This is a genomic window from Embleya sp. NBC_00888 (assembly GCF_045207655.1).
Taxonomy (GTDB): domain Bacteria; phylum Actinomycetota; class Actinomycetes; order Streptomycetales; family Streptomycetaceae; genus Embleya.
Map to the genome: position 1 here is coordinate 5,867,783 of NZ_CP108784.1, position 13,307 is coordinate 5,881,089.

Consider the following 13,307-nt stretch of genomic DNA (forward strand, 5'->3'; position numbering starts at 1 on the left):
GATTCGCCGGCCCCCGGACGGCGCCGCGGCGCGGCGGGTGCGCCCGTCCGGGCCGGCGCGGTCGGCGCCGCCCCCGGGCGCGCCATGGCGCACCCGCCCGGCACACGAGGGCGAGCACGCGCGCTGCCCCGGGACCGGCGCCCCGCGCGCGCCCTCGGGCGGTGGATCATCGCCGGTGGGCGGCGACACGCGGGTGCGATCGCGGGGCCCGCCGCCGGGCGGATCGCCCCCGGGCCGCGCGCGCTGCGCCCGGAGCCGCGAAGGCGCCCGGCAGCCGCTCCGGCGAGCCCGCCCGAGAGCGCGCACCACGATCCGCGCGACCTCGGCCGCACCGCCACGAGCCGGCCGATCGAGGCCGGACCCGATCTTCGTAGCGCTCGGCACTCGCCAGGTCACGCTACGCTCGCGAATACCCAGATTTGCACGCACGTCTCCGTGGAACGACACAAGGCCACGCATGCCCAAGCAAACCCCAGGGCGTAAGAGCGCCACCGCGGCCGGCTCCGAGGACGGACCGGCCGTCACCGTCGAGGACGGTGGCGCTTCCAACCGCGCGCTCGAGAACCTCTGGAGCGACTTCAAGCGCTCGGGGGATCCCACCCTGCGGGAACGCCTCATCCTGAATTACTCGCCGCTCGTGAAGTACGTCGCCGGGCGGGTCGGCGTCGGACTTCCGGCCAACGTGGACCAGGCCGACTTCGTCTCGTACGGGATGTTCGGCCTGATCGACGCGATCGAGAAGTTCGACCTCGACCGCGCGATCAAGTTCGAGACCTACGCGATCAGCCGCATCCGAGGCGCGATCATCGACGAACTGCGCGCGCTGGACTGGATTCCCCGGTCCGTGCGGCAGAAGGCCCGCGCGGTGGAACTGGCCTACGCGGGCCTGGAGGCCAAGCTCAACCGCACGCCCACGGAGGTCGAGGTCGCCCGCGAGATGGGCATCGCGCTGGAGGACCTGCACGCGATCTTCAGCCAGCTCTCGCTGATCAACGTGATGGCCCTGGACGAACTCCTGCACACCGGCCAGGACGGCGGCGACCGGCTCAGCCTGGTGGACACGCTGGAGGACACCACCGCCGACGACCCGGTCGAGGTGGCCGAGAGCCGCGAGATGCGGCACCTGCTCGCCCGGGCGGTCAACGCGCTGCCGGAACGGGAGAAGACCGTGGTGACGCTCTACTACTTCGAGGGCCTGACCCTGTCCCAGATCGGCCAGGTGCTCGGGGTCACCGAGAGCCGCACCTGCCAGATCCACACCAAGGCGGTGCTGCAACTGCGCGGCAAGTTGTCCGACGCGCGATGAAGGTTTCGCGCGTTGTTCGCGGCCCGGCCGTCGTCGGATGTCGGTGCGATTCCTTAATGTGGACAAGTGGACAGCAATTCGGCAGGCACGGCGGCATCTCGAGCGGGACGACCGGTGACCGCGGATCGATCGATCCGCGGTCACTACGAACCCGAGGACCTGGCCCGCTGGGTCCCCGAGCCCAACAAGCGGCCCGGGCGCACCGCGTTCGAACGCGATCGGGCCCGGGTGCTGCACTCGGCCGCGCTGCGCCGGCTCGCGGGCAAGACCCAGGTGGTGGTCCCCGGCGAGACCGCCGCCGCGGGCCAGGACAGCCCGCGGACCCGGCTGACCCACTCGCTCGAATGCGCCCAGATCGGCCGTGAGCTGGGCCAGGCGCTGGGCTGCGATCCCGACCTGGTGGAGACCGCGTGCCTGGCGCACGACCTGGGCCACCCGCCGTTCGGGCACAACGGCGAGCGAGCCCTGGACGAGGCGGCCAAGAGCTGCGGCGGCTTCGAGGGCAACGCGCAGAGCCTGCGCCTGCTCACCCGGCTCGAACCCAAGACGTTCGGCCCCGACGGCCGCAGCGTGGGCCTGAACCTGACCCGCGCCGGACTGGACGCGGTGCTCAAGTACCCGTGGCCGCGCCGCTCGGACACCCACTCCTACGGCGCCTACGACGACGACCGCGCCGTGTTCGACTGGGTGCGCGGGGACGCCGACCCGAGCCGCCGCTGCCTGGAGGCCCAGGTGATGGACTGGTCGGACGACGTCGCCTACTCGGTGCACGACCTCGAGGACGCGGTCCAGTCGCACCGACTGGACCTGGTCCGGCTGCGCGACCCGGGCGAGCGGCGCGAGTTGCTCGACCTCACCGTGCGCCGCTACCGCCCCGACTGTGAGGCCGACGAACTCGGCGAGGCGCTGGACCGGCTGCTCGCGCTCGACTTCTGGCCGGCGGGCTACGACGGCTCGCGCCGCGCCCAGGCCCGGCTCAAGAACGCCACCAGCGGCCTGATCGGCCGCTTCTGCCTGGCCGCCGAGCACGCCACGCGCGAGTTGTACGGCACCGAGCCGGTCACCCGCTACGCCGCCGACCTGATCGTCCCGCGCGCGATCCGGCTCGAATGCGCCGTGCTCAAGGCGGTCACCGCGCGCTACGTGATGGCCCGCGAGGGCGCCGAGCGGCTGCGCGAACGACAGCGCGCGGTGCTCACCGAACTGGTCGAACTGCTGGCCGCCGACGCTCCGGAGAGCCTGGACGCGTCGCTGCGCGAGGACTGGGTCGAGGCCACCGACGACGCGGCCCGGCTGCGCGTGGTGATCGACCAGGTGGCCTCGCTCACCGACCGCGCCGCGATCACCCTGCACGCGACGCTGAGCGCGCGGTGACCGCGCCGGTCGCCGCCCACGCCCGTCCGGTCGACCCGTAGACTCGACGATCGTGGCCGGCCGTATCCGTGAGGAAGACGTCAGGCGGGTCCGCGAGACGGCACGCATCGCGGAGATCGCCGAACAACACCTGCAACTCCGCAACGCGGGCGGAGGAAACTTCAAGGGGCTGTGCCCCTTCCACGACGAGAAGTCCCCGTCCTTCCAGGTCAGCCCGGCGAAGAACCTCTGGTACTGCTTCGGCTGCGGCGAGGGCGGCGACGTGCTCGACTTCGTCATGCGCCTGGACCACACCACGTTCTCGGAGACCGTGGAGCGACTCGCGCAGCAGTACGGCATCGAGCTGCGCTACGAGGAGGGCGGCTACACCCCGGGTCGTCAGCAGGGCCGGCGCACCCGCCTGGTCGAGGCGCACAAGATCGCCGCGCGCTGGTTCGCCGACCAACTCGCCGGCCCCGAGGCGGAGACCGCCCGCCGCTTCCTCGCCGACCGCGGCTTCGAGCAGGACGCCGCCGAACACTTCTCGCTCGGGTACGCGCCCAAGGGCTGGGAGAACCTGGTGCGCTTCCTGCGCGGCAAGGGCTTCACCCCGCAGGAGATGCTGGAGGGCGGCCTGGCCAGCGAGGGTCGCAACGGTCCAATGGACCGCTTCCGGGGCCGGCTGATCTGGCCGATCCGCGACATCACCGGCGACGTGATCGGCTTCGGCGCGCGCAAGCTCTACGACGACGACAACGGCCCCAAATACCTCAACACCCCCGAGACGCCGATCTACAAGAAGTCCCAGGTGCTCTACGGACTGGACCTGGCCAAGAAGGAGATCGCCAAGTCCGGGCGGGCGGTCATCGTCGAGGGCTACACCGACGTGATGGCCTGCCACCTCGCCGGTGCCGGAACCGCGATCGCCACGTGCGGCACGTCCTTCGGCGACGAGCACATCAAGGTGCTGCGCCGGCTGCTGATGGACTCCGGCGAGTTCCGCGGCGAGGTGATCTTCACCTTCGACGGCGACGCGGCGGGCCAAAAGGCCGCGCTGCGCGCGTTCGAGGAGGACCAGAAGTTCGTCACCCGCACCTTCGTCGCGGTCGAGCCGGGCGGTCTGGATCCGTGCGACCTGCGCCTGGAGAAGGGTGACGAGGCCGTGCTCGGCCTGATCGACGGGCGCGTCCCGCTCTTCGAGTTCGCCATCAAGAGCCGGATCGAGGGCCACGACCTGTCCACCGCCGAGGGCCGGGTGGCCGCGTTGGACGCCGCCGCGCCGGTCATCGCGGGCATCAAGGACCAGGCCCTGCGGCACACCTACGCGGTCCGGCTCGACTCGATGCTCGGCTTCCTGGACGAGCGGTTCGTGGTCGGCCGGGTCGCCCAGATCAACCGGTGGCAGCGCGAGCGCGCCGCGCGCGGCGAACGCGGCGCGGGCCCGGGTCAGGCGCCCCCGCAGTCCGGCCGACCGGCCCAGGCCCCGCAACGACCCGCCGGCTTCCGGCCGGACCCGCGGGACATGTGTCAGGCCGTGCAGCGCGAGGTGCTCAAGCTCGCGCTACAGGCTCCCGAACTGGTGGCCCCGGCGTTCGACCACTACGAGGCCGACGAGTTCACCGCCCCGGCGTACGCGGCCGTCCGGGCCGCGATCGCGGCCGCCGGCGGCGTCTCCTGCGACCTCGCGCCGACCCCGAACTGGGTCGCCGAGGTGCGCGCCGCCGCACCCGACGACACCATCCGGCACATGGTCACCGAACTGGCGGTGGAGAGCCTGCACCGCACCGCCGAACCGGACCGCGCCTACGCCGACGGCAACCTGGTCCGACTGCGGGTGTTCTCCGCCGAACGCCGGATCGCGGACGCCAAGTCCCGTCTGCTGCGCATCGATCCGGTCCGCGACGTGGACGCGTACGCGCTGGTCTGGCAGGAACTGACCACGCTGGAGACGTACAAGCGCGCGCTGGTCGACCGAGGCGCCGAGGCGCTGTACGCCCCCGGCGGCTGATCCGCCCGCCGCCCGCCGGCCGGAAACCGCCCCGACGGGACCGGCGCGCCACGTCGATCGCCGCGATCGCCCGTGCGCCGGCGAGATTTCCGCGCCTGGCTCTCGGCTACAGGCCCCCTCGTACAGCAGACTGGGGAAGGTGCATCGGCACACCAGACGGGGGAAAACGCCCGGCGGCGACCCCGCCCACACGGATCGGACGGATGAGCCTGAACCGGGCCCGGCCACCGTCCTCACCCAGCACGCCACCCCAGGAACCGTGCCACCCGCGACACCCGAGCCGGACGCGGCACCCGAGCCACCCGCGACACCCGCACCGACCGCGGCCGCCCTGTCGCACACGGCCGAGCAGACCGCGGGATCGGACACCGACGCCGAGTCGGACGACACCCCGCGGCCGGCCGAGTCCGGCGGCTCGTCCGCCGACCTGCTGCGCCAATACCTGCGCGAGATCGGCCGGGTGCCGTTGCTGAGCGCCGCGGACGAGGTCGAACTGGCACGTCGGGTCGAGGCCGGCCTGTTCGCCGAGGAACGCCTGCTCGACGACCCGCCCGTCGACCCCGCCGCCCGCGACGCGCTGGCCACCCTGGTCCGCGACGGCGAGCGGGCCAAACGCCGCCTGATCGAGGCCAACCTGCGCCTGGTGGTCTCCATCGCCAAGCGCTACGTCGGCCGCGGCCTGGGCCTGCTCGACCTGGTCCAGGAGGGCAACCTGGGCCTGATCCGGGCGGTGGAGAAGTTCGACTACACCCGCGGCTACAAGTTCTCCACCTACGCGACCTGGTGGATCCGCCAGGCGATGAGCCGGGCGCTGGCCGACCAGGCCCGGACCATCCGGGTCCCGGTGCACGTGGTCGAGTTGATCAACCGGGTCATCCGGGTGCAGCGCCGGCTGTTGCAGGAGCGCGGCGAGGAGCCCACCGCGGAGGACGTCGGCGAGGTCCTCGACCTGACCGCCGAGCGGGTCACCGAGATCCTGCGGCTGGCTCAGGAGCCGGTGTCGCTGCACACACCCGTCGGCGAGGACGAGGTGCTCCTGGGCGACATCGTCGAGGACAGCGACGCGACCTCCCCCGCCGAGGCCGCGGCCTACCTGATGCTGCGCGAGCACCTGGAGGCGCTGCTGTCCACCCTGGGCGACCGGGAACGCCAGGTGGTGCAACTGCGCTACGGGCTCGCCGACGGCGAACCGCACACCCTGGAGGAGATCGGCCGGGTCTTCGGGGTGACCCGCGAGCGAATACGCCAGATCGAGTCGCGCACACTCTCCCGACTCCGCGAAAGGTCCTACTCGGAGCAACTGCGGGGCTATCTCGACTGATCCCTACCATTCCGAGGTTCGTCTGCTGTCAGAATTCGCCCATGCCGACAAGCCCGACACCCACCCTCGTCGCCGGGGTGCACTGCTCAGCGCGCCAGTTGCGCATCCTCGTCTGCGACGCCGCGACCGGTACGCCCCTGCGCCAGGGGCGCGCCGCGTACGCCGAGGGCGCCGCGACCACGCCCGGCGCGTGGCTGCGGGCCTTCGGCGAGGCCGCGGCGGGCGGCCTCCTCGACGGTGTGGCGGCGATCGGGGTGGCCGCGCAGAACCACGGCGCGGTCCCGTTGGACGCGCAGGGTGTGGTGCTCGGGCATCCGCTGCCCGGGGACGACCTCGGAGCCTCCGGTGCCGCCGCGGACCTCGTGGACGCGCTGGGCGGGCCGGGGGCGTGGACGGCCGCGACCGGATCGGTGCCCGGTTCGTCGTCGGCGATCGCCCAACTGCGCCGATTCGCCCGGTTCGAACCCGACGCGGTCGCCCGGATCGCCTCCGTGCTGCTCCCGCACGACTGGGTCACCTGGCAACTGCTCGGCTGCCCGCCGGAGCCGGTCACCGACCGCGCGGACGCCTCGACGACCGGCTACTACGCCACTACCGGCGAGTGGCGCGAGGACCTGTTGCACCTGGCCATCGGCCGGGTCCCGCGCACGCCGCTCGTGCTGCCGCCGGGCGGTGCCGCCGGGCGCACTCCCGAAGGTGTGCTGGTCTCCGCCGGCACCGGCGCCGAGGCGGCCCTGGCGCTGGGCGCCGGGTTGTCCGACGGCGACGTGGTGGTGGCGATCGGCACCACCGGCACCGCCTTCGCACCGCACCCGGTGTCGGTGGCCGACCCGACCGGGGTGGTCGCGTCCTACGCGGACGCCACCGGGCGGTACCTGCCACTGGTGCGCACCCTCAACGCGGCCCGGGTGCTGCGCGGCACCGCGTCGATGCTGGGCCTGGACGCCGAGGAGTTCGACCGGGTCGCGCTGGAGTCCACCCCGGGCGCCGCCGGACTGGTGCTGCTGCCCTACCTCGAAGGCGAGCAGATCCCCGACCTGCCGCACGCGGCGGGCACGCTGACCGGGCTGCGCCGGGAGAGCATGACGCCGGCATCGCTCGCCCGGGCGTCGGTGGAGGGGATGTTGTGCGGCATCTCGGACGCGTTGGACGTGCTGCGCGATCGGGACGTGGCGGTGGACCGGGTGGTGCTGGTCGGCCCGGGCGCGCGCTCGGCCGCGGTGGCCACGATCGCGCCGGCGCTGCTCGGGTTGCCGACGGCGGTGCCCGCGGCGGCGCTCGCCGGGCGCTACGTGGCCCAGGGCGCGGCCCGGCAGGCCGCGTGGGCGCTGTTCGGCGTGCTCCCGGCGTGGCCCTCGGGGGTGGGCGCGTTCCCGGAACCGGGCGAGGAGGAACTGGCGCTCGGCGACGCGGTCCGGGCGCAGTACCGCGAGGTGCGTGATCGACTGCACCCGGGCGCGGTGGCGCCGCCGCGCGAGGGCGCGGACGCGGGTGGGCGCCACCGCCGGGGGTGATCGGCCGGGGCGCCGGCCGACGGATGCTCGGCCGGCGCCGTACGGGCCCGATCCGCGGCCCCGCTCGACCGATGCCACCGGCCGTCGCGGGAGCCACGGGTACTGCGGGGACGCGGGTGCTTCCCCGCGTCGGGTGCCTGCGAGTACTACAGCCCCTGTCCGTAGCGCGGCGGTGTCACCGACGTGCCGTTCGCGCCGTGCCGGCCGAACCGGTCCGGCAGGTGCCGGCCCACCCGCTCGGGCAGGTGCTCGCCGATCGCCCGGCCGGCCTTGACGCCGGCCCCGCGGCCGAGTTCGGCCGCCGCGTGCCCGGCCTTCTGGGCGGGCGGGCTGCCCGCCACCGTGCCGGACAACTTCCGGATCTGCTCGTACCGCTCACGCCCGGCCTTCGCCCCCAGCACGTAGCCGATGGCGAGGCCGGTGACGAAGGTGAGCTTGTTGATCATGGTGTCCTCCGCGGTCGTGTGTCCCGCCCGTGCACGTCAGCGCCTACCCGGGCGCGGTGCGTAGGCAACCTGTGAGGTCCTACCGGAAAAACCCTGGTGCGGGCCACCCCTCGGAATGCGCTAATGTATTCCACGCAGCGACCGCCGAACGGTCCGACGCAATCCCGCATAGCTCAATTGGCAGAGCAGCCGGCTGTTAACCGGCAGGTTATTGGTTCGAGTCCAATTGCGGGAGCCACCGGAAGCGCCCACCAGGTTCACCTGGTGGGCGCTTCCGCGTTGCCCGGCCGGGCTACTCGCTCCCGGTGCGGGCCCAGAACTCGCGCCACGACGCCCACGCCTGGGGCAGCTCCGCCTCGGTGATCATCGGGTTGTTCGGGAAGTGGAAGCGGTCGGGCACGGCCAACGGGTGCTCCAGCACGTCGGCCGCGTAGAAGACGCTCGGCTTGCGGCTGCGGAAGTACCACCGCCCGTCCCGCCGTTCGTAGCGGTCCCGGTAGATCATCGGCATCACCACCCACAGGTCGCCCACCTCGTGCTCGGGGCGGCAGTACACGACGCCCGTGGCGTGGTCCCGGTCCACCAGGTCGATCACGTGGTTCCCGATCAGGTGAAAGGTGATCCCGTACGGGCGCAGCACCGGGTCGAACCACCGGGCCAGCGCGTCCCGGCCGACCCCGCCGTCACCCGTGCGGACGTCGTCCACGAACAGCGCGGCCAGCGCCGGCACGTCCCGACCGTCCAGGGCGAGCGCGTAGCGGGCGGCGAGTTGGCGGATCTGCTCGTGCGCCTCCAGGCGATCGAGCCGGGTGGTGATCGGGTCCGACATGCTGCCTCCGTAAGCTGACGGTCAGTCAGATATCACCGTGTCAGATGCCCGGCCGGGACGATGCCCCGGGTCCGCGCGTTCGGCACCCACCCGTGGGGAGCGGTCGCATGGTCGACGTCGGCATCTACCTGGACCTGCGCAACCCGGTCGAGTGGCGGCAGGATTGGGCCCGGCTGTACGCGTTCACGCTGGAGTTGTGCGAGGAGGCGGACCGGCTCGGAGTGCACTCGATCTGGACCACCGAGCACCACGGCTTCGACGACGGCTACCTCAGCCAGCCGCTCACCCTGGCCGCCGCGATCGCCGCCCGCACGAAGCGGGCCCGGATCGGCACCGGCGTCACGATCGCGCCGCTGCGGCACCCGGCGCACCTGGCCGAGGAAGCCGCGATCGTGGACCTGGTCAGCGGCGGCCGGCTGGAACTGGGCATCGGCACCGGTTACCGGAAGCCCGAATACGACCTGTTCGACCGGTCCGACCTGATCGCGACCCGGTTCTCGGCCACCGACGCGAGCGCGCGCGAGATCCGCAGATTGTGGGAGAGCGGGACGGTCACGCCGGGGCCGGTCCAGGGCCGGCCGCGGATCTGGCTCGGCTACCAGGGGCCGCAGGGCGCGCGGCGGGCCGGGCTGCTGGGCGAATCGCTGCTGACCGCGAATCCGGCGATGGCCGCGCCGTACCTGGACGGACTGCGCGAGGCGGGCCACGACCCGGCCGGCGCCCGGATGGCCGGGCTGCTGAACGGATGGATCACCGAGGACCCCGAGCGGGACTGGCCCGTGGTCTCCCGACACCTGGCGCACCAGTGGGACGGCTATCACCGGTACGCGGTCGAGGGCACCGACGCCGCTCCGCCGCGTGCGATCGATCCGGACCGGTGGCGGGCACGCGGACTGTCCGCCGCGCCGGGCCACTTCCTGCACGCGACGCCCGAGGACGCGGCCCGGGAGATCCGGGCGTACGTGGCCGATACGCCGATCGAGACGGTGTGGTTCTTCGCGTCGTTGAGCGGCATGGACGAGGAGATGGCGCGCGCACACGTGACGACGCTGTGCTCGCGACTGGCGCCGCTGGTGGCGTGATTCGGGCGCCGACCCCCGGGGCCGGCCGGAACGGCGCGGCGCGGGCGCTCCCGACCGCCGCCCGGGCGCGTGGGCACGGGTCGGGCGGCGTTCGGGCGAGGTCGGCGGGAGGCGCCCCGCCGGGACTACGGGATGATCACCGTCTTGCCCCGGGCGCCGCCGAGGCGGCTGCGGGCGATGGCGGTGGGAGCGTCGCTCAGCGGCAGGCGGGCCTCGATCGGCACGGTGATCCGGTGCCCGCGCAGTTCGTCGGCGAGCCGGTCGTACAGCTCCGCGGTGGACTTCTGGTCGTGGTTGATCGCCTCGATCCCGCGCTCGGCCAATTCCCCTGCGTCGGCCACGAACTGGGTGGTCAGCGCCACTCCGCCGTCCCGGATCAGCCGGGCGTAGGCGGCGAAGTCGGTCGCGTCGGAGACCAGGTCGACCAGCGCGTCCACGCCGTCGGGATAGTCCGAGCGCACCTTGTCCGCGACGATCCCGCCGGTCGCGTCGTAGGTCTGGGCGGCGCCGAGCGCGCCCATCTTCGACGCGCCGACGCCCCGGGTGACCGCGAGCACCCGGACGTCGCGCGCCGCCGCGAGCTGGGTCAGGAAGGTGCCGACGCCGCCTGCCGCGCCGACCAGCAGGAGGGTCTGACCGGCGCGCACGCCACCCGCCTCCAGCAGGCCCAGCGCGGTGCCCGCGGCGGTGGGCAGCGTGGCGGCCTGGGCCGGGTCCAGATCGGCGGCGGAGGCGATCAGACCGGTCGAGGGCACGGTCAGGAACTCGGCGTACGCGCCGACCGCGCCGACCGGCGCGCGCAGCGCCGAGCCGAACACCTTGTCGCCGACCGAGAACCGGACCGCGTCCGAACCGGCGTCCACGACCGTGCCCGCGAAGTCCACCCCGAGCACGAGCGGGAACGAGTGCTTCATCGACTCGGCGAGCATGCCGTCCGCGACCTTCCAGTCGAACGGATTGACGGCCGCCGCCGCGACCTCGACCAACAGCTCACCCCTGGCGGGGGTGGGTTTCGAGACGTCGACGACCTTGGGGTCGCCTCCGAACTCGTTCACGGCGACAGCGCGCATGGTGGTTCTCTCCTCGCACGAACTCCAACGATGACCGGGATCACCCGAGTGACCGCGCGCGGCGCGTCGTAAACGACCGGCGGGCATGGGCGGCCCGGACCCGACGGCGCGATGCGGCGCACGCGGCCTCGACCCGATCGAGCGATGAGATGCGAACACTTTCGGGCAGGATGAGACAACGCTCGTGAGGATCCCCCCAAGCGTTGGTCGCGCCTGACCGGTTATGCTGCGTCAGGCTGTCCGGCAGCGGACGGCACGGGGGCGGTAGCTCAGCTGGTTAGAGCAGGGGACTCATAATCCCTTGGCCGTGGGTTCGAGTCCCACCCGCCCCACCCGTTCAGGTCGGCGTCTCGCTGTGCGTGTCCCACTCGTATGTCTCGATCGTATGCTTTCGTCGCTTGGCTTCGTCGCTGTGTGTCGTCGAGCGACTCTTTTCCGTAGTCGAGTGAGAGCTTAGCGGTCCCAGTGGGGATTCCGGGAGGGAAATCACTCGTACGGGCTATCCCCATGTATATCCCTGGCGTGACGTGACCTCGGCCAGCGTGCGCTGACCCGCCACGCTCGGGTGGAACCAGTCCCAGTGGCTGACGTCGTTCTTGCCGAAGCGCTGGGTGTTCACCACACCGCCGTCGTAGCGGCAGTTGGACCAGGTCGAACACACCTCGCGCAGCTTGGCGTTGAAGGCGGTCACCCGGTCGCGCACCCGCTGCCGGCGATCCAGCGCGGCGGGCTTGGCCGATTGCGGATCCTCCAGCATCGACTGGCACACGTTCGCCATCGACCACACCGCGCGGGCCATCATCTCGTCGTGACCGGTCTCCCACATGCGACCCAGGTCCGGCACGCTGACCACCAGGACGCGCGTGCGCGGCAGACCCTCGCGCAGCACGTCCAGCGCGTCGCGGAACTGGCTCTCGAACGTGCCCGGCGAGGTCATCTCGGCCTCGGAGCGCCGGCACGCGTCGTTGGCGCCCATCAGGATCGTGACGTACTCGGCCCGCTCCTGGACCGCCTTGCGGGCCTGGCCGGCCAGATCCGACATCCGGGCGCCGGTCTCGGCGTTGTTGAACACGGCGTCCGCGGACAGTCCCAGCCGCTTGGCGTGACTGTTCACGTCGGCCGAGGTGCCGGTGGCCCACGACTTCTCCGGGCAGTCCTGGAGCGGTGAGCACGTGTCGAAGCCGCGTGTGATCGAGTCGCCCAGGGCCGCCATCGAGCGCGGTCGGGGCGGTGTGGTCGCGGTCGCCGGCGCGTCCGGCGTCGGGGTGACCGCCTTCCCGTTGGGCTGTTCGGCCGAGGTCGGGTTGCCGGGTTTCCCGGTTTGCCTTCCGCTCGGCTCGGCCGCCGGCTTACCGCCGACCGCGGCCGGGGCGGCGTCGCCGCCACCCGAGTCGTTGCACGAGGACAATGCCAACAGCGTCGCGACCATCGTCGCGGTGACCACCCCTACTCGTCGTTTCCCGCCCACGCCGCCCCTCCCGACCCCTAGCATCGACACGACGATGTCCATCGACGGTACGTCACTCCTTCGTGTGAAGGCCGACAAAGCCGGGAGTGGCGTTGTCGACGGCCGGGCACGTTGAGTGCAGTGGCTCACCATTCCGAGACGGTGAGTAACGAATTGTTCCTTCACATCGGACAATTGCCCACATGTGATTACGGACAGCAACTGGTGCCTGTGGTACATCCGTGGTCTGTGGGGCACAATGGAAGACCGGGATTCGAACAGGCAGTCCGAGACAAGGGTTGAGGCCGCTGGGGAAGGCGAACCTCGTCCTTGAAGCCTGGAGGTCCCGGTGACGACACGTGGAGTTCTGTACGTGCACTCCGCGCCGCGTGCGCTGTGCCCGCACGTCGAGTGGGCCGCAGCGGGCGTTCTTGGCGTGCGCGTGAGTCTTGACTGGGTCCGCCAGCCGGTGGCGCCCGGCATGTTGCGGGCCGAGCTGTCCTGGCAGGGCGCGCCCGGTACCGCGTCGCGCCTTGCCTCGGCGCTGCGCGGGTGGCACCTGCTGCGCTTCGAGGCCACCGAGGAACCCTCGGCCAACGCCGAGGGGGAGCGCTACAGCAACACCCCCGATCTCGGCATCTTCCACGCCGTCACGGGGGCGCACGGCGACATCCTGATCCCCGAGGACCGGCTGCGCGCGGTTCTGGGTCGGGCCGCCCGCGGCGAGGTCGATCTGCGCTCCGAGGTGGAGAAGCTGCTCGGCAAGCCGTGGGACGACGAGCTGGAGCCCTTCCGCTACGCGGGGGAGGGCACGCCGGTGCGCTGGCTGCACCAGGTGGTCTGAGCCCGGGCGGTGGACCCGGGGCGGCGGCCGGAGCCGCCGGGGAGAAGACATACGTATAGACATACCGACGCGTGGGGCCCTTCCGAA

11 protein-coding genes and 2 tRNA genes are annotated in these 13,307 nt (G+C 72.4%); 9 read left to right on the plus strand and 4 right to left on the minus strand.

Annotation, left to right across the window (positions count from 1 at the left end; all coding sequences use genetic code 11):
• Positions 1-457: 457 nt before the first annotated feature.
• From whiG to OG948_RS25205, 5 genes are all read left to right on the plus strand, one after another.
• Complete coding sequence (gene whiG, locus OG948_RS25185) at positions 458-1,306, plus strand: RNA polymerase sigma factor WhiG (RefSeq protein ID WP_406298630.1); 849 nt, start codon at positions 458-460, stop codon at positions 1,304-1,306.
• Positions 1,307-1,420: 114 nt separating this feature from the next.
• Positions 1,421-2,680, plus strand: a complete 1,260-nt coding sequence (locus OG948_RS25190; RefSeq protein WP_406298631.1) for a deoxyguanosinetriphosphate triphosphohydrolase — start codon at positions 1,421-1,423, stop codon at positions 2,678-2,680.
• Between the two features lie 52 nt (positions 2,681-2,732).
• Positions 2,733-4,667, plus strand: coding sequence for a DNA primase (gene dnaG / locus OG948_RS25195; protein WP_406298632.1), 1,935 nt, complete (start codon positions 2,733-2,735; stop codon positions 4,665-4,667).
• A gap of 139 nt (positions 4,668-4,806) precedes the next feature.
• Entirely contained in the window at positions 4,807-5,988 is a 1,182-nt protein-coding gene (locus tag OG948_RS25200) for an RNA polymerase sigma factor (RefSeq protein WP_406298633.1), read from the plus strand.
• A gap of 41 nt (positions 5,989-6,029) precedes the next feature.
• On the plus strand, positions 6,030-7,502 hold the full coding sequence (locus OG948_RS25205; RefSeq protein ID WP_406298634.1) for an FGGY-family carbohydrate kinase: 1,473 nt from the start codon (positions 6,030-6,032) through the stop codon (positions 7,500-7,502).
• Positions 7,503-7,648: 146 nt separating this feature from the next.
• Here the strand turns inward: OG948_RS25205 and OG948_RS25210 are convergent, their stop codons facing one another.
• Positions 7,649-7,948, minus strand: coding sequence for a YtxH domain-containing protein (locus OG948_RS25210; RefSeq protein WP_406298635.1), 300 nt, complete (start codon positions 7,946-7,948; stop codon positions 7,649-7,651).
• 162 nt (positions 7,949-8,110) lie between these two features.
• On the opposite strand from OG948_RS25210, the gene OG948_RS25215 reads away from it, so the two are divergent.
• Positions 8,111-8,186: transfer RNA gene (locus OG948_RS25215), tRNA-Asn, on the plus strand.
• A 54-nt stretch (positions 8,187-8,240) separates the two neighbouring features.
• Here OG948_RS25215 and OG948_RS25220 read toward each other — a convergent pair.
• On the minus strand, positions 8,241-8,777 hold the full coding sequence (locus OG948_RS25220) for a nuclear transport factor 2 family protein (RefSeq protein WP_406298636.1): 537 nt from the start codon (positions 8,775-8,777) through the stop codon (positions 8,241-8,243).
• A gap of 107 nt (positions 8,778-8,884) precedes the next feature.
• Between OG948_RS25220 and OG948_RS25225 the strand changes: the two genes are divergently transcribed.
• Positions 8,885-9,859 (plus strand): LLM class flavin-dependent oxidoreductase, encoded by a 975-nt coding sequence (locus tag OG948_RS25225; RefSeq protein ID WP_406298637.1) that lies wholly within the window; start codon positions 8,885-8,887, stop codon positions 9,857-9,859.
• Between the two features lie 125 nt (positions 9,860-9,984).
• On the opposite strand, the gene OG948_RS25230 is transcribed toward OG948_RS25225, so the two are convergent.
• Entirely contained in the window at positions 9,985-10,929 is a 945-nt protein-coding gene (locus OG948_RS25230; RefSeq protein WP_406298638.1) for an NADP-dependent oxidoreductase, read from the minus strand.
• A 258-nt stretch (positions 10,930-11,187) separates the two neighbouring features.
• On the opposite strand from OG948_RS25230, the gene OG948_RS25235 reads away from it, so the two are divergent.
• Positions 11,188-11,261, plus strand: a tRNA-Ile gene (locus tag OG948_RS25235).
• 167 nt (positions 11,262-11,428) lie between these two features.
• Here the strand turns inward: OG948_RS25235 and OG948_RS25240 are convergent.
• Positions 11,429-12,439, minus strand: coding sequence for an SGNH/GDSL hydrolase family protein (locus OG948_RS25240; protein WP_406298639.1), 1,011 nt, complete (start codon positions 12,437-12,439; stop codon positions 11,429-11,431).
• 286 nt (positions 12,440-12,725) lie between these two features.
• On the opposite strand from OG948_RS25240, the gene OG948_RS25245 reads away from it, so the two are divergent.
• Complete coding sequence (locus OG948_RS25245) at positions 12,726-13,220, plus strand: DUF3145 domain-containing protein (RefSeq protein WP_026218798.1); 495 nt, start codon at positions 12,726-12,728, stop codon at positions 13,218-13,220.
• The last annotated feature ends 87 nt before the right edge of the window (positions 13,221-13,307 follow it).